The sequence below is a fragment of the Lysinibacillus sp. FW12 genome (assembly GCF_050817245.1).
Lineage (GTDB): Bacteria > Bacillota > Bacilli > Bacillales_A > Planococcaceae > Lysinibacillus > Lysinibacillus irui.
Genome location: NZ_CP139094.1, coordinates 4,257,649 through 4,278,562 on the forward strand (window position 1 = coordinate 4,257,649; position 20,914 = coordinate 4,278,562).

Consider the following 20,914-nt stretch of genomic DNA (forward strand, 5'->3'; position numbering starts at 1 on the left):
CTACTATGTCCTGTAGCATACATTCTCTACAGGGCATGCTATTTTTCGATTTTTCTTGGTAGCTCTAAACCTTGCTCTAGCGGATAAAATTGTATATGGCCTGTTTCTTCATCCAATCTACGAATATGCTGAACGCCTTGAATCTCAGCCAGTACAATGTCCGCTGTAATAACGGGATTTCTACCTTTCAGAAAGTGTCCACCTGATACTACACCCCATTGATCACTCATCGAACCATGGAAATGTGTTTCATATCCTCCATCTCGTTTACAGACAACACCAGATCCTTGAATAAATTCGAGTGGTCCCTCTTTTTCAATGACTTCACTAAAACGGACTTTAATGTGCGATGTTTCATCAGGTACTAAATAAACAAAGCTACTTTTTTGGAAGCTCCCAATACAACTTACAATTGTAGCAGACTCTATTTGATTCTCCTCACAGAGCGCCTCAATTCCTTCCATGATGTCTGTCCCCATTAGAATACGAGCACTAATAACCTTGCCAAATGAACCAATTCCATAATTTACTCTTACAGACATTGTTCTCCCTCTTTCATAACAAAAAATTATAATAATATAAAAAATTTTAAAAATATTTATTGACTTACTATACCCCATAAATTATATTAGTTCTATCGGAATTACAAAAAAATATTATAAATCTCTTATCAAGAGTAGCTGAGGGACTGGCCCTATGAAGCTCGGCAACCTCCTTTTTAAAAGGAAGGTGCTAAATCCTGCAAACGAATTTCGTTTGATAGATAAGAGAGGACGTCTTTTTCATGAGCCTCTCTTAGTTTGTAAGAGAGTTTTTTTATTTTCAAAAAACCGATAAAAACATTTTGGAGGTCATTTTCATGAAAAAGAAAAATAAATTTTTAGTAGGTTTAGCAAGTCTTACATTAGTAGCAGCTCTAGCAGGCTGTGGCTCTAAAGAAGATAGTAAAGGTCAAGCTGAGGCAATCGATGAAAATAAAATCGTCGTTGGTGTCACTTCTGGTCCACACGAGCAAATTGCAGAAGTAGCAGCTAAAGTAGCAAAAGAAAAAGGCTTAGAAGTTGAGCTAAAGTCGTTTTCTGATTATGTTTTACCAAATACATCGTTAGCTGAAGGCGATCTCGATGCAAACAGCTACCAACATGAGCCTTTCTTGGACACATTTAATAAAGATCACGATACAGATTTAGTACCAGTAGGCAAAACTATTTTAAATCCAATGGGTATTTACTCTGAAAAATATAAATCATTTGATGATATTCCTGATGGTGCCACATTTGGCTTACCGAACGACCCAACAAATGGGGCCCGTGCCCTCTTTGTTTTACAAGAAGCTGGCTATATTAAGCTAAAGGATGGTGCAGACTTAACAGCCTCTATCCGTGACGTTGAAGAAAATAAAAAGAATTTACAGTTCATTGAACTAGAGGCGGCTCAAATTCCTAAACAGCTTAGTGAAGTAGATGTAGCAGCCATTAATACAAACTTCGCACTAGAAGCCGGCATTAATCCTAAAGAAGACTCTATTCTATTAGAATCTACTGACTCACCATACGTGAATTACATTGTAGTACGTGCTGAAAATGAAAACGACCCAACCATTAAAAAGTTTGTTGAGGCTTACCAATCTGAGGAAGTACGTCAATTCATTGAAGAAGAATTCAAAGGTTCTGTGATTCCTAGCTGGTAATATGCTTCTATTAGCAGAAGAATCTGCCGTATTCCTCATGAGAAAACGAGCAGATTCTCACTTTTAGAAGGACGAGAAAGGAGCAATATCGTATGATTCAATTACAAAATATATCGAAAGAATTTAAGACGAAAAAAGGGATCATTAAAGCTGTGGATGGAATCAATCTTCATGTGAAAAAGGGACAAATTCATGGGGTTATCGGCTATAGTGGTGCTGGTAAAAGTACACTTATTCGATGTGTCAATTTACTGGAACGTCCTACTTCGGGAAAAGTACTGATAGACAATGTGGACATTACAGCCCTTTCGCTAAATGAATTACGTCAAACACGACAAAAAATAGGAATGATTTTCCAACATTTTAATCTATTAAAAACTGCAACAGTTTACAACAATATTGCCGTGCCTTTAAAACTACTAGGCTATAACGACAAGGAAGTAAAAAACCGTGTAGCAAAATACGCCGAAATTGTAGGATTAACAGAGAAACTGGATAGCTATCCTAATCAACTTTCTGGTGGGCAAAAGCAACGAGTTGCTATTGCACGTGCCTTAGCACAAGAGCCAGAGATTTTACTTAGTGACGAGGCAACAAGTGCACTCGATCCTGAAACGACCGAGGCCATCCTTGAATTGTTGTTAAAAATTAACCGCGAGTTAGGCATTACGATCCTACTCATCACACATGAAATGAATGTCATTCAGAAAATATGTGATGAGGTATCTGTTCTCGAATCAGGTAAGGTCGTGGAGTTTGGTACTGCTATTGAGCTTTTTGCAAAACCGAAGCACCTTACTACTAGAAAGTTTTTAAATACAATTTCTCAGCGTAATTTATCCCCTTCACTCATTGAGCAGTTAAACGTTTCAGGAAGTGTCATTCGTTTAACATTCCTTGGTGAAAGTACGGGTAAGCCATTACTAGCAGAAGTCACGAAGGTGTACGATGTGCAACCGAATATTTTAACAGCTAATATTATTGAATTAAAAAACGGCATTGTTGGGAACATCGTGGTGCATTTACATGGAGAAACCCATATCGTCCAAAAGGCCCTAACCTATTTTACAGAAAATGGTGTTGCGGTAGAAGAATTAGGAGGCGAATTCAATGAGTAGTATTCAAAGCTTCTTTTCAGATTGGTCAGATGTCATTGGAAAATCAATTATCGAAACATTCCAAATGGTCGGAATCTCGCTACTCTTCTCCATTCTAATTGGTATTCCCTTAGGGCTATTAATCGTTTTAACACGACCAGGTCAATCCTTTGAAAATAAAATTATCTATCAGCTTTTTAATCTCATCATCAATATTATTCGTTCTGTTCCATTTATCATTTTATTATTCTTCATCTTACCATTTACCAAATTAATTGTTGGTACAACGATTGGTGTTAAAGGTGTTATAGTCCCACTAGTTGTTTATACAGCTCCTTATATTGCACGCTTAATGGAATCTGCTCTTTTAGAGGTGGATTCAGGTGTGGTAGAAGCTTATACAGCAATGGGCATAAAACGTCGCCATATTATTTGGCATGTCCTATTACGTGAAGCACGCCCATCGATTATTTTAGGCTTAACGATTGCCACAATTGGCTTAATTGGCGCTACGGCAATGGCTGGAATGGTGGGGGCAGGGGGATTAGGTGACCTTGCCTACCGTTATGGTCATTTACGCTATGAGGTTGATGTTATGTATGCCACTGTCTTTATCTTAATCATCCTTGTTCAAAGCATACAATCCATCGGCAACCGCTTTGCTGCGAAATTAAAGAAAGACTAGGAGAATGACGATGACAACTGAAATTTACGTAGAAAAAAACGGCTATATCGCAACGTTAGTGTTAAATCGCCCTGATAAACGTAATTCTTTATCGAGGGCGATGTTTCAAGCCATAGTAGACCAGCTTGAGCAGTTACGTACAGATCCTTCTATTAAGCTATTAATTGTTCGCGGTATCAATGAAGTTGCCTTTTCATCAGGTGCAGATATTAGTGAGTTTTTAGATATTCGTTATGCTGCTGACAATGCCAAAGCCTATAACGATATAGCTTTAAAAGCCATTGATGCGCTTTATAAATTTCCGCACCCTACCATTGCAATGATTCAGGGCTTAGCGATTGGCGGTGGCTTAGAGTTAGCAAACGCATGTGATTTTAGATTGGCCACACCGAATAGTAAGCTTGGTATTACGGCAGCCAATATTGGTATTGTCTATAATCTTGAAAGCACTAAACGCTTAATCAATATTGTGGGTGTCGCCAAGGCAAAGGAAATTTTATATACAGCCAACATTTTTACAGCGGAAGAAGGAAAAAGCATTGGTTTAATCACAGCCTTACATGAGCCAGAGGATATTGAAAATGCCACATTGCATTTTGCAGAGCATCTATTAAGTAAATCATCCGTTGCAAATGCAGGCATTAAAAAAATCATTCAGGCGATTGTAGATGGTGAAAACGAAGAGAACGAAGAACTGGCCCAAACCGTTCTTGATTCATTTAGTTCAGACGATTATAACGAAGGCATTCAAGCCTTTTTACACAAAAGAAAGCCTATTTTCAATAAATAAGTGAGGTAGTTACGATGACAAACACGACTGATGGCGATCTACTGTTAAAGAATATTACTGCACAAGCCCCCTTTCCCATTTGCTTTGCTGACCTAGAAAAGGCTGTTGCAGAAAAAATAGCAGCTGGACCCTTCGGCTATATACGTTCAGGTGCTGGGGGTGAACAAACTTTACACAACAATCGTGCAGCGTTTAAAAAATACTCCATTGTACCCCGCTTTTTAAATGATGTCTCTAATGTTGATACGTCGATTCATTTGTTTGGTAAAACCTACCCAACTCCATTGCTTTTTGCTCCAGTTGGCATGAATGGTATGGTTCACGATGAGGGAGAGCTTGCCGTTGTCCGTGCTGCCCAACATTTAAATATTCCATATATTCAAAGTACAGTTTCCACTTATGCGCTTGAAGAAGTTGCCGAAGCTGCTCCAACAGCAACAAAATGGTTCCAATTGTATTGGTCTACAAATGAGGCAATTGCGTATAGTATGGCTGCACGAGCAGAGGCAGCTGGATTTGAAGCAATCGTTTTAACGATTGATACGGTAATGCTTGGCTGGCGAGAAGAAGATGTGCGCAACCAATTTTCACCACTAAAGCTAGGCTATGCAAAAGGAAATTATATGAATGATCCTGTTTTTACTGCCTCATTGCCTGATGATTCATTTGAGTCCTATGTACAGGGGGTTCTGAAAAATGTCTTCCACCCCACACTCAATTGGGAACATGTTCGAGAGTTAAAGCGACGCACTAATCTTCCAATATTATTGAAAGGAATTTTACATGCTGAAGATGCAAGGTTAGCAATCGACAATGGCATCGATGGCATCATTGTTTCCAACCATGGTGGTCGTCAACTAGATGGTGTGATCGGTTCTCTGGATGCCCTTCCTGCTATTGTAGAGACAGTAAATGGACAAATTCCGATTATTTTAGATAGCGGTGTGTACCGTGGTATGGACGCACTAAAAGCACTTGCTTTAGGTGCAGATGCTGTTGCGATTGGACGTCCATTTGTTTATGGACTAGCTCTTAATGGACAACAAGGTGTCGAGAAAGTGATGACCAATCTTTATGATGAGCTAAAGGTTTCCATCGCGTTAGCTGGTGTGACCTCAGTCAAGGGGTTACGTAACATCACATTAGTCAAAAATGATGGGACTGAAGATAAATGAAACAGGCATTAAAGGGAATAAGAGTTGTTGATTTATCCCAAATATTAGCTGGTCCTTATTGCACAATGGTCCTAGCAGATATGGGCGCGGAAGTAATCAAAATCGAAAAATATCCTAATGGCGACGATACACGTACAATGGGTCCTTTTATTAGTGAAGAAAGCCATATGTATATGATGGTCAATCGCAATAAAAAAGGCGTTTGTATCAATTTAAAAACGGCTGAGGGACTAGCATTATTCAAAGAGCTTATTCAATCTGTAGATGTCCTTGTAGAAAACTATCGACCTGGTGTCACGAAAAAGCTTGGCATTGATTATGACACTTTAAAGAACATCAACCCTGGCCTTATTTATTGCTCCATTTCAGGTTATGGTCAAACAGGTCCTTATAGCCAAAAAGGTGGCTATGACATTATGGCCCAAGGATTAAGTGGCTTAATGCATATGACTGGCGAAGCGGAAGGCCGACCTGTAAAAGTAGGCTTTGCCGTCAATGATATTGCTGCTGCTCAAACAGCATTACAATCGATTTTGATGGCTTATATTTATAAGCTGCGCAGTGGTGAGGGGCAATATATAGATGTCTCTTTAGTAGAGTCCGGACTTGCATGGACTGTTTGGGAGGCGGCTGCTTACTTTGGACAAGGCGTGTTACCCGAACGGACAGGCACTGCTCATCGTGTTTCGGCTCCTTATCAAGGCTTCAAAACACAGGATGACTATATTTTAGTAGGTGCAGGTAATCAAAAACTGTGGGAGATTTTTGCGACTAAGGTTGTCAACCGACCTGATTGGTTAAACAATCCTCTCTTTGCCACTAACTATTCTCGTGCTCAACATGTGAAAGTACTAGAGAAAGAAATTGAGAGCGAATTAGTGAAGCATAAAGCGACTTACTGGCTAGCACTTTTAGATAAACATGGTGTACCTTCAAGTCCTATCTACTCCTATGATCAAACATTGAATGATCCACATATTTTAGAGCGAGGCATGGTCTTGTCCTATGACCATCCAACTGCAGGACCAATGCGTACATTAGGCTTCCCAGCTAAGTTCTCACAAACACCTGGTCAGCTAACAAGTGCAGCTCCTACTTTAGGACAACATAATGAAGAAATATTACGAGCTTTGAATATTACCGATGAAGACATGCAACAGTTAAGAGCAGCAAAAATTATTGGCTCGAAATAAAGTGATTTCTCATTTTTACCATCTGTCCAGTTAAACTGATAAAAAAAGGCTTCCCCATCTCTGAGGAAGCCTTTTTCTTATTGAATAACGCCTAACTCACGACCAACTTTTTCATATATTGCAATCGCATCATCAAGCATTTCTTTTGTATGTGCAGCTGTTGGCATATTACGAACACGTCCTGTACCTTTAGGAACAGTTGGGAAGACAATTGATTTTGCATAAACGCCCTCTTCGAATAAACGTTTTGAAAACTCCTGAGTCAGCTTTTCATCCCCAATGATACAAGGTGTAATTGGTGTTTCAGACTCACCAATATTAAAGCCAAGCTTCTCTAAACCGGCCTTTAAATAGTTACCATTATCCCAAAGCTTATCGTGAAGCTCAGTGGAATCAATTAGCATTTGTACAGCTGCTGTAATCGCTGCTACATCGCCTGGCGGTAATGCTGTAGAAAATAAAAATGGACGTGAGCGTACTTTTAACCAATCAATTAAATTTTTCTTACCCGCAACATAGCCACCCACAACACCAATGGCTTTTGACAGTGTACCAATTTGGAAGTCGATTTCTTTTTCTAATCCAAAATGCTTCACAGTTCCTTTCCCTTTTCCTGTTACACCTGAACCGTGGGCATCATCGACATACGTAATTAAATCAAATTCCTTAGCAATTTCCACAATTTCAGGTAATTTAGCAATATCACCATCCATTGAGAAGACACCATCTGTAATGACCATAATCTTATTGTATAATCCTGATTCTTTCGCCGCTTTTGCCTTAGCACGTAAATCATCCATATCAGAGTGATTAAACGCGATGATTTTTGCCTTTGATAAGCGACAACCATCGATAATAGATGCATGGTTTAATTGATCAGAAAGAATTGCATCATTTTTATCCATGACAGCTGAAATTGCTGCCATATTACAATTAAAGCCTGATTGATAGGAAATAGCCGCTTCTGTTCCTTTAAATTCAGCAAGCTTTTCTTCTAATTTAACGTGTAGATCAAGTGTCCCGTTGATTGTACGAACAGCACCTGCTCCAACACCGTATTGTTCAATTGTCTCTTTGGCAATACGCTTTAATTCTTCATTAGTTGCTAATCCAAGATAGTTGTTAGAGGATAAGTTAACAAGATTTTTGCCACGAACCTGAATAATTGGGCCATTTGCGCCCTCTACTGGATCAATTTCATTGTATAAGCCTTGTTCATGTAAGGCTTGTAGGTTTTCATCTAAAAATGCATTCAATACTTTTGACAAGCGTATCATCCTTTCCTAGGAAAACTGTTCTAGCTCCTAGTTTAGCACATGCAAGCCATTAGCTAAATTACTTTGTTAATCTTTCGAATAGTGGCGCTGTTCTTTCACGCCATAATGATGCTGATAGACAATTATCAAATAGCCGGCGAACAGTATATTCTGCTTCTGCATACCGCTTTGAATGCCCCATCGCATCCTGTATCGCTTCTTTATATTGGGTACGTACTAAATCAATGGCCGTTTCAGCCTCATTAGAAAGTGCACAATGTTGCCCAATATCAAAGATTTTATCCCCTAATCGACCATCCTCTGGATTAAAGACATGGGGCTCTGTACTATCAAAGATACAAAAATTCAATTCTGGAATAATGACCATATCTACTGATCCTGCATCCAAACCACACCAGACGATTTGTGCATCAAGTCCCCTCGCATTCGCTTCATCAGCTAAGCTCTTCATTAATGAAGATTTACCTGTACCAGGCTTGCCTTTAATCATCAATCTAGTCGTGATGCCCTTTGTAATACTTTCAACTGTATTTTCGGCACCTCTAGGAGTTAATGTTCCAAGTAAACGATGTGTCCTCATGCCTGTTTTATTTAAGACAATGGATTGGAATACCTCTGTCTTTAAATTTTCCACTTGTTCATTCAATGCCTGCCAATTCATACAGCTTTGCGTGACAACCTCCCAATCATCATGAAGCTTGATTGCATGATTTAGCTTTGCAATACATTTATCACGCCATGTTGCTCGCTCCTCCATTGCCGTAGCTAGCTGTTCACCAACCTTTTCAAGCTGCACATCCTCTAAACAATCATAAAAGGATAATACACGATGCTTTGTACCGAGCAGCGTTGGCTCAATGTTCCATTCAGAGGCCCATACAAAAAGTCTATTACAGCCCTTTACATAAACGGCTTCAACAACCTCCTCTAATAAAGCGTGCTTAAACCACTCGACTGCAAAGCCTTGTTTAACATAAAAATAACCTAGCTCTTTTAACAGTTCTGACCCTTTAAAAGTTGGCGCGCCTTGCAAAAAATAAACAAGCTCCGCTTCTTCCATCATCTCTTTATATAAATGTTTCACACCTTGCCCAGTCAATGCGTGTCCAAAATAATATGTTACATTTCCATTCAAATGTCGTTCCTCCTTTAGCTTCTGCCCTGCATTATATGAAAGAACGCTAAAAAAGATGAAAAGCTACTCTTCTCTCTGACAGATAAAAGTAGCTTCTTAATTTAATAGAATGGCTTCATACCCTCTATATTCCCAATACATTTCATTAAAAGCTTACGACAATATGGTAATGAATACTGCACAATATAGCCTGAAGTTAAAGCAATTAATACCGTGCCCACTCCTACCGGCCCACCTAGAAGCCAGCCTACAATTGTCACCAAAACCTCGATACCCATTCTAGCTGTTTTAATGGATCCACCAAACTTTTCAACAAGGATCATCATTAAGGTATCACGTGGACCTGCCCCCATATTTGGCGCAATATACATGCCACAGCCGAAGCTTAAAACAAATAAACCAATGATAAAATATGTAATCTGAAGACTGTAAACATCTGTTGACGGCAATAGCCAGTTAAATACATCAATAAATGAGCCAATTAACAGCATATTTAACCAAGTGCCTATTTTGGGCCATTCGCGCAACACAATAGATGTTGAAGCAACTATAAAAAGCCCTGTTAAAATTGACCATGTCCCAATACTTAGCCCAAAGTTTTGAAATAATCCAACATGCAAGACATCCCAAGGGCTTGTACCAACAATTTTCCCTTTTATGGACATTGTGATGCCAAGTGACATTACAATTAAGCCTCCAATAAAGAATGCCCAACGCCACCCCATTATTTTCCGCATTTCGTACCCTTCTCTCTATGTATGATATTGCACTACTGTATCATATTTTCTATGAAAATAGAGAGTTCTTGCTTTTGCTACAGTATTAATCATACATAAAAATAACTACCCATTTTCTTACGCATGGGTAGTTGTAATTGGAGCAAGCTGCGCCTTTGTAACAGTTATTAAATCCTCTAACTGAACATGAATTTGCATGCCTATTTTCCCTGCACTCACAATAATACTACCTTGCTCTTGTGCGGAATCGTCAATGACTGTTGGGTATAATTTCTTCATTCCTACTGGGGAACATCCACCACGAACATAGCCGGTATAGCCAAGTAAATCTTTTACCGCGAGCATTTCGATTTTCTTTTCCCCAACTACCTTTGCAGCAGCTTTTAAATCCAGCTCTTCAGCCACTGGAATGACAAATACAAAAAGCTTTTGTGCGCTTGCCTTTGCTACTAGTGTTTTAAACACACGAGCAACAGGCTGACCAATTTTCTCAGCAACAGAGACACCATCAACCTGACCGTCTCCAATTTCATATTCAATCACATCGAAATGGATTTTTTGTTGTTCTAATAATCGAATTGCGTTTGTTTTCGCATGCTTTGCCTTTGCCATGTCAATAATCTCCTATCTACAGCATCAGGCTATCAAAGAGAACATAGGATCCTTGTCTGGGCGATAGCCATTTTTCGTCATTTGAACGTGAGCTACATATTTTTCTGAGGCCTGTTTGAATGTTCTCAACTTAAATGTAATCTCATAGTTCTTACCGAAAATTGTATCTGCAAATGGGTCCAAATTCAATTCCTTGGAGAAACGTTCAGGAACCTTTACCTCAATCATGTCACGTACAAAAGATGGCTCACCATCTTCTATTATGTCATCTGCAGAATGCGAATTATTTAACATTTGCTGTATTTGCGCGTTGACACTTTGTACCACACGTAAATCTTGCGGTGAAGGCTCTGTCGGTGCTAATGCTGCATGTCGTACCTGCTCTAAAATTTGTAATGTGTCATTTTGCTCTAGATTGGATACAGCAGAAGAATCAATGTTATCAGTAGCCCCTGCTTTATAGGCATGCTCATGTGCACGTACATAAGCTTCGGTTTGTTGTAAATCTTCCATTATTGCTTGCTGTTGAGGCGTTACTTCTTTTGCCTTTTCTTGTTGTTGCTCATATAAGTCTTGATCTGTACGCCCTAAAAGTAAATTTTCAAGCTCCAGCAATAATGGATTTTTCTTTGGCTGAAAATACATGGCATTTTTTCGATAGGCGTCTCCAGCCTCTTTTCGTTGCAAGATCTTTTTACGATTATATTGCGATGAAACTCTGTCTTGCTCCATAGAATTCAATATTTTCATAGTTTTCACCTCGCCCTTCTATTTTCATATGCCAATAAGATACTAGATATGAACATATCTTCTAACACTATATCTATAACATCTGAACAGTTTCTGTACACTCATTATCGGAATTTTCATTATTAAATTCAAGTAGAAATGACTACTAACCACCTAAAGAGATATTAATTATTTTTTTCATTAGGTATAAAGACCTTCGTTCATTGACAATTTTCATTTCTATTTCAGTAAAGTTTTCACCAATATAAAAAACAGCCCTTAAAACAGGACTGTTTTTCTCACTTTTTTGGTCTAATCAATATGCCCTTATAAGCTAAATAACCAAACCATGCACCAATTGTATTCAAAATTAAATCATCAATATCAGCAGAGCCAACCGTAAAAATAAATTGTATGGTTTCTACTGATAGACTTGCGAAAAAGCCCAAACAAATAATGACCCATGCTTTTCGAAATTTCTTCGATAATAATGGCAATAAAAAGCCCATTGGAGTAAAAATTAATAAGTTACCAAGAAGATTTACGATTATGATATCCCAATTAAAATATTGAGAATAGTTTATATAGCGGAGAATCGTTTCAAAGGGAACAAAATTCGTAGTTAATCGCCAGCTACTATAATCAAACAAGCCTAAATCACCTATAGAATAATCACCCTTAAATAAAACAACTACGACATTTACTAAGCGATCAATGACTAACTTATAAAAAGCTATAAATGAATAAATACTAAATAAAATCCAACCCGTGACCTTTAATGGCAAATAATATGTATCAATGACATCTCGATATGGTAATGGGAGCTTAGCATTACCCTGAACATCCGTTATGTTGTTTTTAGACAAGCTTAACACCCACTTCCCTTTATTCCTTTTCATATTTTAATATGCTACTCTACACCATGCAAGTAGCTGAAAAAATTAACATTGAAAAAGCTGCCCCTAATAGCGGAGACAGCCCTTCAATTAAGTATATGGTTATACTGGATTTACCCCATGCTTACGCTGTGAGAATAATAAGTATTTTGACATATAAAGCTCTAAGCGATTTTCTAGTACTTTGCGTAAATCATTCGGCTCAATAACATCATCGATAATGAGCTCTGATGCTAAACGATACACATCTATTTCCTCTTGGTACTCTTTACGCTTTTCGGCAATAAAGCTTGCTTGCTCTTCTTTCGGAAGCTCTGCGATTTTATTAGCATAAACAGCATTGACCGCTGCTTCTGGCCCCATTACGGCAATTTGCGCATTAGATAATGCAATACAGCAATCTGGTTCAAATGCTGGACCTGCCATTGCGTATAAACCTGCCCCATATGCTTTACGAACAATGACCGTTAGCTTAGGAACAGTTGCTTCACTCATAGCAAAAATCATTTTTGCACCATGACGGATAATTCCTGCTTTCTCTACCTGTGTACCTATCATGAAGCCAGGAACGTCTGCTAGGAATAACAGGGGAATATTATATGCGTCACAAAGTGAGATGAATTTTGCTGCTTTATCAGCCGAGTCATGGAATAGCACGCCTCCCTTAACACGAGGTTGGTTAGCGATTATGCCTACTGATTGCCCATTAATTCGTGCAAGACCTGTAATTAGTTCAGGTGCAAATAATTTCTTTACCTCACAAAACGAATCTTCATCGATAATTCGATCAATTAATTTATACATATCGAAAGGAACATTTTGATTTTCAGGGATTAATTCCTCAATAGATTTATCAAATGAAGCAGGTGGTTTAGGTGTCTCTACTTTGCTTCGTTCTGCGTAGTTATTAGGGAAATAGCCTAAGTATTTACGAGCATAAGCAATAGCCTCTTGTTCTGTTTTGACAAGCACATCTCCACAGCCTGAGACTGAACAGTGCATTTTTGCGCCACCCATTGTTTCTAAATCTACTTTCTCACCAATCACCATTTCAGCCATTCGAGGAGAGCCTAAATACATTGAAGCATTGCCTTCCACCATGACCACGATATCACAAAATGCAGGAATATAAGCACCACCTGCTGCAGAAGGTCCAAACAGTAAGCAAATTTGCGGAACTTTTCCTGACAGCTTTACTTGGTTGTAGAAAATGCGACCCGCACCTCTACGTCCTGGGAACATTTCTAACTGATCTGTAATACGTGCACCTGCTGAATCAACTAAATATAATAATGGACAATTTAGCTTTTCAGCAGTTTCTTGAATACGAATCATTTTTTCAACTGTGCGTTTTCCCCAAGAGCCAGCTTTAATAGTAGAATCATTGGCTAACACACAAACTGTGCGTCCATGTATTTTACCAATACCAGTAACAACACCATCTGCCGGCAAATCTCCCGCCAAACAGTTTGCATAAAGTCCATCTTCTGATTGAAGACCATCGTCTAGTAATAGTTCAAGACGTTCACGTACAAATAGCTTGCCTTGTTGTGCATTTTTATCATGATATTTTGGTAAACCACCTGTTAAAATTTTGTCTTTCATTGTAGGTGGTGTATTTTCAGTCGAGATATTGCTCATGTTTATTCCTCCCTTTGCCCAATCAATTACACCGAAATATTTTAGTGCTTTATTTCCCTGAATATTGTGGTGTTCGCTTTTCTTGGAAAGCCAGCAAGCCCTCTAATCGGTCTTCTGTTGGTATCAATGCACTATATGCAAGTGATTCAATTTTTAATCCGGTAGCTAAATCTACCTCAACACCCTGATTGATCGCGACTTTAGCTTGCACTAAAGAAAGTGGTGCATTTTTAGCCATTTCCAGCGCAAGCTGTTGTGCCTTTTCCATTACCTCATGTCCTTCATAAACATGCTCAACAATACCGTAATTTTTAGCTTCTTCAGCATTCAGCCTACGTGCTGTATAAATCAATTCCTTCGCTTTACCTAGGCCAATTAAACGTGGAAGCCGTTGTGTTCCACCAGCACCTGGAATAATTCCGAGAGAGGTTTCAGTTAGACCTAGCTGGACATGTGTAGCGGCAATACGTAAATCACAAGCTAATGCCAACTCTAGACCACCTCCAAAAGCTACGCCATTAAGCACTGCTATGACAGGCTGTGCAAGTGTCTCAACTTTTGCCACCGTCGACCCAATTAGTTGCACGATTTGCTTTACTTGGCGATCAGACATCCCTTTGCGCTCTTTTAGATCAGCGCCTGCGCAAAATGCCTTTTCCCCTTCACCTGTCAGTAAAACTACACGCACTGCAGGATCTCCATTCATTTGATCAAGTGTGTCTGACAACTCACGAAGTAACTGAACAGACATTGCATTTGCAGTTTCTGGCCTCGAAAGGGTAATAAGCCCAACACTCCCCTCCAGTAATTCAAAACGAACAAGTTGCGTCATAGTTGATTTGCACTCCTTTCATTACGGACAATGGCCATTTGCTTCGATGCAACAGCTTTTCCTAATTTCTCTTCAATATAGAGTGCTGCCTCTAGCACTTTCTGGCGATCTATTCCTGTTTCAATGCCCATCTCATCGAATAAATACAACAAATCTTCTGTAGCTACATTTCCTGAAGCTCCCTTAGCATATGGACAGCCCCCTAATCCACCAAGTGCACTATCAAACTTTGTAATCCCCATTTCTAAGGATTTCATAATATTAGCTAGTGCCGTGCCTCGTGTATCATGAAAATGCATGGCAAACTTTTCAGGTACATATCTTTTTAGTAATTCCTCTAAAAGATACTCAACCTGTGTTGGTACACCAACACCAATTGTGTCACCAAGTGATATTTCAGCCACGCCCATTTCCAGTAATTTATCCGTTACACGCAGTACCTTGTCTGGATGGATATATCCCTCATAGGGACAACCAATAACTGTTGAGATATAACCTCGAACTTTTTTCTTTGCTGCTTTTGCCCCTATAACGACTTCCTCTAATATTGGAAAGGTCTCTTCTATTGTTTTATTAATATTGCTTTGATTATGGCTCTCACTTGCAGACATGAAAATACTAACTTCATCTACTTCAGCCTGTAATGCACGTTCTAAGCCACGCATATTGGGTACAAGTGCTGCATAGGTAATATCCTTATTCCTTTTGATAGCTCGAAGAACTTCGACTGCATCCGCCAATTGAGGAATCCATTTCGGATGAACAAATGAAGTCACTTCGATGTAACTTAATCCTGTTTGACTTAATAGATTGACTAGTTGTACTTTATCTACCGTGGTAATATGTGTTTTTTCATTTTGCAAACCATCACGGGGACCCACTTCTTTGATCATGACATGCTTAGGTAGCTGCATAAAGAGGCCTCCTCTTATTCAATTTCTAAAATATCATCGTCAACGTTAATGAAATCTCCTTCATTAGCGATAATTTTTGTCACCACGCCATCCTCTTCTGCAGCAATTGGAATTTCCATTTTCATTGATTCTAAAATAGCTACATCTTGACCTGCTGTCACTTTCTCACCTTCTGTTACAACGATTTTCCACACTGTACCTGCCATGCTTGCTTTTACTGTTGCCATTGTCATTCGCTCCTCGTTATTTAGTCATGCATTCGCCCTTTCTAAGAAGCACGAATGCATTGAAATTCTATTTTGTTTCTGCTAATTGTGGTAAATAATATTGCTCTACAAATTTAGTTGTTGTATCGCCTTTTAAAAATTGATTATGTGTCACAGTTTTCAATAGCATTGGAATATTCGTTTGAATACCCTCGACTTTATATGCTTTTAATGCTTGGATTAACCTTTCACAGGCAATTTCTCTCGTTTCTCCCCACACTACTAGCTTACTTATCATTGGATCATAAAATGGTGTTACGGCTGAACCTGCTTCGACACCACATTCATGTCTAATCCCTTCACCTGTTGGTAATTCAAGCGCTGTAATAGTACCTGGCGAAGGGAAAAACGTAGAAGGATTTTCAGCGTATATACGCACCTCAATGGCATGCCCTTCTTTAGTAATACTTTCTCTCGTAAATGTTAGAGCTTGCTTAGCAGCAATTTTTAATTGCTCTTCTACTAGATCAAGCTTGGTAATTTCCTCTGTTACGGGATGCTCTACTTGTAATCTTGTATTCATTTCTAAGAAGTAAAAGTTTTGATTTTCATCTACCAAGTACTCTATTGTTCCAGCATTGACATAGCCAATATGCTTTGCAGCCTTAACTGATGCTTCAAGCATTTTTTCTCTAGTCTCTTGAGAAATAAACGGTGATGGCGCTTCTTCTACAACTTTTTGATTTCTACGTTGAATAGAGCATTCACGTTCAAATAAAGGAACGACATTACCTTGATGATCTGCGATAATTTGCACTTCTACATGATGAGGATTGGCGATAAATCGTTCCATATACATTGTGCCATCACCGAAAAATGACTGAGCACGCTTTTGATTTCCCTCAAAAGCCTTGGCTAGTTCCTCAGCATTGTCAACAAGCTGCATACCGATACCGCCACCTCCAGCCGAGGCCTTTAACATAATTGGATAACCTAAACGCTCGGCGATATTAGTAGCTTCTGCTACATCTTTGACAGGATGTTCTACTCCCTCTACAATAGGCACACCAGCAGCTTTCATCGTTTTACGAGCCTCTAATTTACTGCCCATTGAAGCTATTACATCAGCACTTGGTCCAATAAATACTAAACCTGCCTCTGTGCATCGCTTCGCAAACTCTGCATTTTCTGATAGTAGACCATATCCAGGATGAACGGCCTCTACGCCACTTTCTTTTGCGATTTCAAGAATACGGTCAATATTTAAATAGCTCTGTGCAACAGGTGCTTTTCCAACACAGTAAGCCTCATTTGCATCCTTTACATGCAAACTTTCTGCATCTGCCTCGGAATATATAGCAACCGTATGAATATTTAGGCGCTTACATGTCCTAATCACACGTCTAGCAATCTCCCCACGATTGGCAATTAATATTTTGTTGAACATATCCACTAGCCCCCCTTACTGTACGGTCATCATAAAATCTTCTCGTAATTTATATTTTTGAACTTTTCCAGATGCAGTCATTGGATAGTTATCGATAAAGAAAATATGTTTTGGAATTTTATGTCTAGAGATCTTATCTCGACAAAATTCTCGAATCTCTTCTTCGGTCACTTGCTCCCCTTCTTTCAAAATAATCCAAGCTGCCGCTTCCTCTCCGTAAATAGGATCGGGTACACCAGCAACCTGGACATCTGAAATTTTTGGATGTGTATAAAGAAATTCTTCAATTTCACGAGGATATAAATTTTCTCCTCCGCGAATTATCATATCTTTCAAACGACCTGTCACACGCACATAACCAGCTTCATCCATTGTTGCCAAGTCACCTGTATGCAGCCAGCCTTCCTGATCAATAGCAAGCTCTGTTTCTTCCTGGTTTTTATAGTATCCCTTCATTACATGGTAGCCTCTTGTACATAACTCGCCTTGTTCATTCCTAGGCGCTTCATCCGTTGTACCTGGAACAACAATTTTCACTTCCAAGTTGGGTAATGCACGGCCAACTGTTTCCACTTTTAACTCTAACGGGTCATCTGTTCTCGTCTGTGTAATAACTGGCGATGATTCTGTTTGACCATAGCAGATTGTAATATCTGTCATACCCATTTTCTCAATAACTGCTTTCATGACCTCTATCGGGCAATTTGAACCTGCCATCACTCCTGTACGTAAGGTCGAAAGATTGAAGGACGCAAAGTTTGGTAGATTAAGCTCGCTAATGAACATCGTTGGTACACCATGTAATGCTGTACATTTTTCTTGTTGAACAGTTCTTAGCACCTCTTCCGGTGAGAATTCCTGCACAGGTACCATCGTTCCCCCACTTGTTGTAATAGCTAAAGTTCCTATAACACAACCGAAACAGTGGAAAAATGGTACCGGAATACATAGACGATCCTCCGCTGTTAAACGCATGCACTCCGCAATATTGACAGCATTGTTAACTAAGTTAAAATGCGTTAACATCACACCTTTAGGAAAGCCTGTTGTACCAGACGTATATTGAATATTAATGACATCATCATAATGTAGAGATTGCTCTCTTTGTTCTAACTGTTCCTCAGTCACTTTCTCTGCAGCCTTCAATACATCTGACCAATTTAGTACACCGGGATATTTAGTTTCGCCGATTAAAATAACATTTTTTAATAAAGGCAGTCGCTTTGATTGCAAATTACCTGGTTCACAATGTTCAAGCTCTGGACATAACTCTTGTAGTGTATTAATAAAAGAATGGTCTCGATAATTTTCAATTAAAAAAATCGTTTTGGCATCAGATTGTTTAAGTAAATACTCCAACTCGCTTGCACGATAATTAGTATTGACCGTAACGATGGGCGCACCCATCTTCCCTGTACCAAATTGAAGCTGTACCCACTCCGGAACATTCGTTGTCCACACCGCGATATGGTCACCCTTTTCAATTCCTAAAGCCATTAAACCTCTCGCAACAAGTCGTGCTTGATAATTTAGCTGCTCATAAGTCATACGTAAATCTCTATCAGCGTAAACTAAAGCTTCATTCTGTGGATACTTTTTCGATTGTTCATCTAGCAATTGACCAATTGTTTGATACACCAGTTCTGCCATTAAGATCCCCCTTATATTTATGCTTACTTCTTTCAGCAGAGATCTCCCACCTCTATTGGTGATGAGATAAATGCGGATTCAAGCTACTTTCAGCGGATGTCCAAACACCCACTAAAAGAAGTGAAAGCCTTCGGCGAATGCCGTGGAATCGGAAAGGAGTGCTTTGTGCAAGCACAAAGCCGATTCGGGACAAATTATGCCGAAGCATAATTAAATAGAATTAACAGCCAATTAGACGAGAAATGACGAGTCGTTGAATTTCAGATGTACCTTCACCTATTTCCATTAACTTGATGTCACGTAAATGACGCTCTACATCGTATTCTTTCATATACCCTGAACCACCATGAATTTGAATTGCCTGATTACATGTACGGAAGCCCATTTCAGAAGCAAATAGTTTAGCCATTGCAGCCTCTTTGCCGAATGGTTTCTTTTGATCTTTCAGCCATGCCGCCTTATGTACTAATGTACGAGCAAGCTCTATTTCCATCGCCATATCAGCTAATTTAAATTGGATCGCTTGTAGCTTCGAAATAGGCGCACCAAATTGTTCACGTTCCTTTGCGAACTTTAGTGCCTTCTCATAAGCAGCCTGTGCAATCCCAACAGAAAGAGCGGCAATCGAAATACGTCCACCATCAAGTGTATTTAAAAACTGGCTAAAGCCTCGCTTTTCGTCCCCTAAAAGATTTGCTCTTGGCACACGAACGTTTTGCAACACAATCTCACAAGTATTGGAGCCACGAACACCCATTTTGTCATAATTACAGTTAATCGTTACACCAGGTGTATTTGTTGGCACAATAATAGAAGAAATAATTTTTTTTCCATCTTCACGTTTACCAGTTACCGCAGTTACAATAATTTGTCGAGCGTACCCTGCATTGGTAATCCAACATTTTTCTCCGTTAATAATGTAGTCATCACCATCAATAACAGCTGTGGTGCGCGTGCCACCAGCATCTGAACCTGCATTGGGTTCTGTTAAACCGAATGCTCCTAATGTCTCACCCTTTGCTAAAGGCACTAACCATTCTTGCTTTTGCTCCTCTGTACCGAAGTTGTAAATTGGCGAAGCGCCTAGGCTAACAGCAGCAGCGTAGCTTAACCCTGTTCCCCCACATGCACGACCAATCTCCTCTACAGCTAAAGCATAGGACACCGTATCCCCACCTGAACCACCATATTCTTCAGGAAATGGGATACCCAATAAACCTAGTTCCGCCATCTTCTTAAAGCTCTCTATTCTCATTGTTGATGTCTCATCAACCTCACGAGCATACGGTTTAATCTCTTTCTCAGCAAAATCACGCACCATGTCTCGAATCATTGCTTGCTCTTTTGTTAATTCAAAATTCATCCCTAATCCCCCTAATGTTCAATTTGTCATAGTAGATGTAGCTTAATGACAAGCAAATACCGACTAGTCGGTCTGTAAAAACAAATAATAAAACCAGCGTTTCCTACTGGCTACCCCTTTATCATAAATTGCTTCGCTTCTTCCATTGCTTGTTCCGTTACAATCGCACGTAATACCATATCAGTAAAAACTTCAGTAATTTGCTCCATTGTTAATGGCCCTGATTGCTTAAACCATTTATATGTCCAGTTAATCATCCCAACAATTGCCATTGTGACAATTGTACAAGGTAATTCTGTACGAAAATCTTTTGTTTCTTGACCCTCGGCTATCACTCTTTGTAAAATATCACGATAGTGGTCTCGCTTTTTATGAATCGTGTCACTATATTCATCTGAAAGTGAGCGACTCTCCTCATAAAAAATTGTAATATGTGCTTGATACATATCGAATACTTGTGTCAGCGTTTGTAGCATGGCACATAGACGTTTGATGGGTGTATCATATTTGTCATATGCATCCTGTGATTGTTGAATAACATACGAAATAAAGACATCATGAATTTCATATAACAGTTCTTCTTTTGATTTAAAATTATGATAAAACCCACCCTTTGATGCCCCAATGTATTCTACAATGCGATCGACAGTTACATTGTGATAACCATCTTGCTGAAACAATTCAACTGAAGCGTCTACAATTCTTTGTTTTAACGTTTTTTTTACCATAGGCACCTATCATCCTTCATCTAGCTCTATACTCCATCACTCCTTATAATCAGGAAAAAGTATTTAAATCCATAAAGCATTCTGTTTTTTCCTAATTATAAAAATACTATGACAATA

Annotated in this window: 21 protein-coding genes and 1 riboswitch; of the genes, 6 read left to right on the plus strand and 15 right to left on the minus strand. The window is 39.1% G+C overall.

What is annotated here, in order from left to right; all coding sequences use genetic code 11:
- Positions 1–38: 38 nt before the first annotated feature.
- Entirely contained in the window at positions 39–542 is a 504-nt protein-coding gene (locus tag SJW71_RS21805; RefSeq protein ID WP_312505027.1) for a PPC domain-containing DNA-binding protein, read from the minus strand.
- 122 nt (positions 543–664) lie between these two features.
- Positions 665–770: riboswitch (SAM riboswitch) on the plus strand.
- An 89-nt stretch (positions 771–859) separates the two neighbouring features.
- On the opposite strand from SJW71_RS21805, the gene SJW71_RS21810 reads away from it, so the two are divergent.
- The 6 genes from SJW71_RS21810 to SJW71_RS21835 all read left to right on the plus strand — a co-directional run bounded on the left by SJW71_RS21810 (position 860) and on the right by SJW71_RS21835 (position 6,630).
- Positions 860–1,690, plus strand: a complete 831-nt coding sequence (locus SJW71_RS21810; protein ID WP_274795472.1) for a MetQ/NlpA family ABC transporter substrate-binding protein — start codon at positions 860–862, stop codon at positions 1,688–1,690.
- A gap of 92 nt (positions 1,691–1,782) precedes the next feature.
- Positions 1,783–2,808, plus strand: coding sequence for a methionine ABC transporter ATP-binding protein (locus tag SJW71_RS21815; protein WP_312505031.1), 1,026 nt, complete (start codon positions 1,783–1,785; stop codon positions 2,806–2,808).
- Entirely contained in the window at positions 2,801–3,472 is a 672-nt protein-coding gene (locus tag SJW71_RS21820; protein ID WP_274795470.1) for a methionine ABC transporter permease, read from the plus strand. Before SJW71_RS21815 ends, SJW71_RS21820 begins: the two co-directional genes overlap by 8 nt.
- A gap of 10 nt (positions 3,473–3,482) precedes the next feature.
- Entirely contained in the window at positions 3,483–4,262 is a 780-nt protein-coding gene (locus tag SJW71_RS21825; RefSeq protein WP_431811539.1) for an enoyl-CoA hydratase/isomerase family protein, read from the plus strand.
- Positions 4,263–4,276: 14 nt separating this feature from the next.
- Complete coding sequence (locus tag SJW71_RS21830) at positions 4,277–5,437, plus strand: alpha-hydroxy acid oxidase (protein ID WP_431811540.1); 1,161 nt, start codon at positions 4,277–4,279, stop codon at positions 5,435–5,437.
- Positions 5,434–6,630: a CaiB/BaiF CoA transferase family protein gene (locus SJW71_RS21835; protein ID WP_322604822.1), complete on the plus strand. Its 1,197-nt coding sequence runs from the start codon at positions 5,434–5,436 to the stop codon at positions 6,628–6,630. The genes SJW71_RS21830 and SJW71_RS21835 overlap by 4 nt, the downstream gene beginning before the upstream one ends.
- Positions 6,631–6,707: 77 nt before the next feature.
- Here the strand turns inward: SJW71_RS21835 and SJW71_RS21840 are convergent, their stop codons facing one another.
- The 14 genes from SJW71_RS21840 to SJW71_RS21905 form a co-directional block, all read right to left on the minus strand.
- Positions 6,708–7,907, minus strand: a complete 1,200-nt coding sequence (locus tag SJW71_RS21840; protein WP_274795466.1) for a glycine C-acetyltransferase — start codon at positions 7,905–7,907, stop codon at positions 6,708–6,710.
- Between the two features lie 58 nt (positions 7,908–7,965).
- A complete protein-coding gene (locus SJW71_RS21845; protein ID WP_429979685.1) occupies positions 7,966–9,042 on the minus strand; it encodes a nucleotide kinase in 1,077 nt (358 codons plus the stop codon).
- A gap of 101 nt (positions 9,043–9,143) precedes the next feature.
- Entirely contained in the window at positions 9,144–9,779 is a 636-nt protein-coding gene (locus tag SJW71_RS21850) for a YczE/YyaS/YitT family protein (protein ID WP_274795464.1), read from the minus strand.
- A gap of 117 nt (positions 9,780–9,896) precedes the next feature.
- Positions 9,897–10,391: a Cys-tRNA(Pro) deacylase gene (gene ybaK / locus SJW71_RS21855; protein WP_274795463.1), complete on the minus strand. Its 495-nt coding sequence runs from the start codon at positions 10,389–10,391 to the stop codon at positions 9,897–9,899.
- A 24-nt stretch (positions 10,392–10,415) separates the two neighbouring features.
- Positions 10,416–11,141 (minus strand): hypothetical protein, encoded by a 726-nt coding sequence (locus SJW71_RS21860; protein WP_322611224.1) that lies wholly within the window; start codon positions 11,139–11,141, stop codon positions 10,416–10,418.
- Positions 11,142–11,419: 278 nt separating this feature from the next.
- Positions 11,420–11,995: a VanZ family protein gene (locus SJW71_RS21865; RefSeq protein WP_322611400.1), complete on the minus strand. Its 576-nt coding sequence runs from the start codon at positions 11,993–11,995 to the stop codon at positions 11,420–11,422.
- A gap of 123 nt (positions 11,996–12,118) precedes the next feature.
- Positions 12,119–13,657 carry an acyl-CoA carboxylase subunit beta gene (locus tag SJW71_RS21870; RefSeq protein WP_431811541.1) on the minus strand — a complete coding sequence of 513 codons (1,539 nt, stop codon included), beginning with the start codon at positions 13,655–13,657 and terminating at the stop codon, positions 12,119–12,121.
- A gap of 49 nt (positions 13,658–13,706) precedes the next feature.
- Positions 13,707–14,489, minus strand: coding sequence for an enoyl-CoA hydratase (locus SJW71_RS21875; protein WP_431811542.1), 783 nt, complete (start codon positions 14,487–14,489; stop codon positions 13,707–13,709).
- Entirely contained in the window at positions 14,486–15,403 is a 918-nt protein-coding gene (locus SJW71_RS21880; protein ID WP_322604830.1) for a hydroxymethylglutaryl-CoA lyase, read from the minus strand. The genes SJW71_RS21875 and SJW71_RS21880 overlap by 4 nt, the downstream gene beginning before the upstream one ends.
- Positions 15,404–15,417: 14 nt before the next feature.
- A complete protein-coding gene (locus SJW71_RS21885; RefSeq protein ID WP_004225532.1) occupies positions 15,418–15,630 on the minus strand; it encodes an acetyl-CoA carboxylase biotin carboxyl carrier protein subunit in 213 nt (70 codons plus the stop codon).
- Between the two features lie 67 nt (positions 15,631–15,697).
- Positions 15,698–17,056 carry an acetyl-CoA carboxylase biotin carboxylase subunit gene (locus tag SJW71_RS21890; RefSeq protein WP_274795458.1) on the minus strand — a complete coding sequence of 453 codons (1,359 nt, stop codon included), beginning with the start codon at positions 17,054–17,056 and terminating at the stop codon, positions 15,698–15,700.
- Between the two features lie 15 nt (positions 17,057–17,071).
- Positions 17,072–18,706, minus strand: coding sequence for an AMP-binding protein (locus SJW71_RS21895; protein WP_312505052.1), 1,635 nt, complete (start codon positions 18,704–18,706; stop codon positions 17,072–17,074).
- A 220-nt stretch (positions 18,707–18,926) separates the two neighbouring features.
- Positions 18,927–20,069, minus strand: coding sequence for an acyl-CoA dehydrogenase (locus SJW71_RS21900; protein ID WP_274795456.1), 1,143 nt, complete (start codon positions 20,067–20,069; stop codon positions 18,927–18,929).
- A gap of 110 nt (positions 20,070–20,179) precedes the next feature.
- Positions 20,180–20,797, minus strand: a complete 618-nt coding sequence (locus SJW71_RS21905) for a TetR/AcrR family transcriptional regulator (protein ID WP_431811543.1) — start codon at positions 20,795–20,797, stop codon at positions 20,180–20,182.
- Positions 20,798–20,914: the final 117 nt, after the last annotated feature.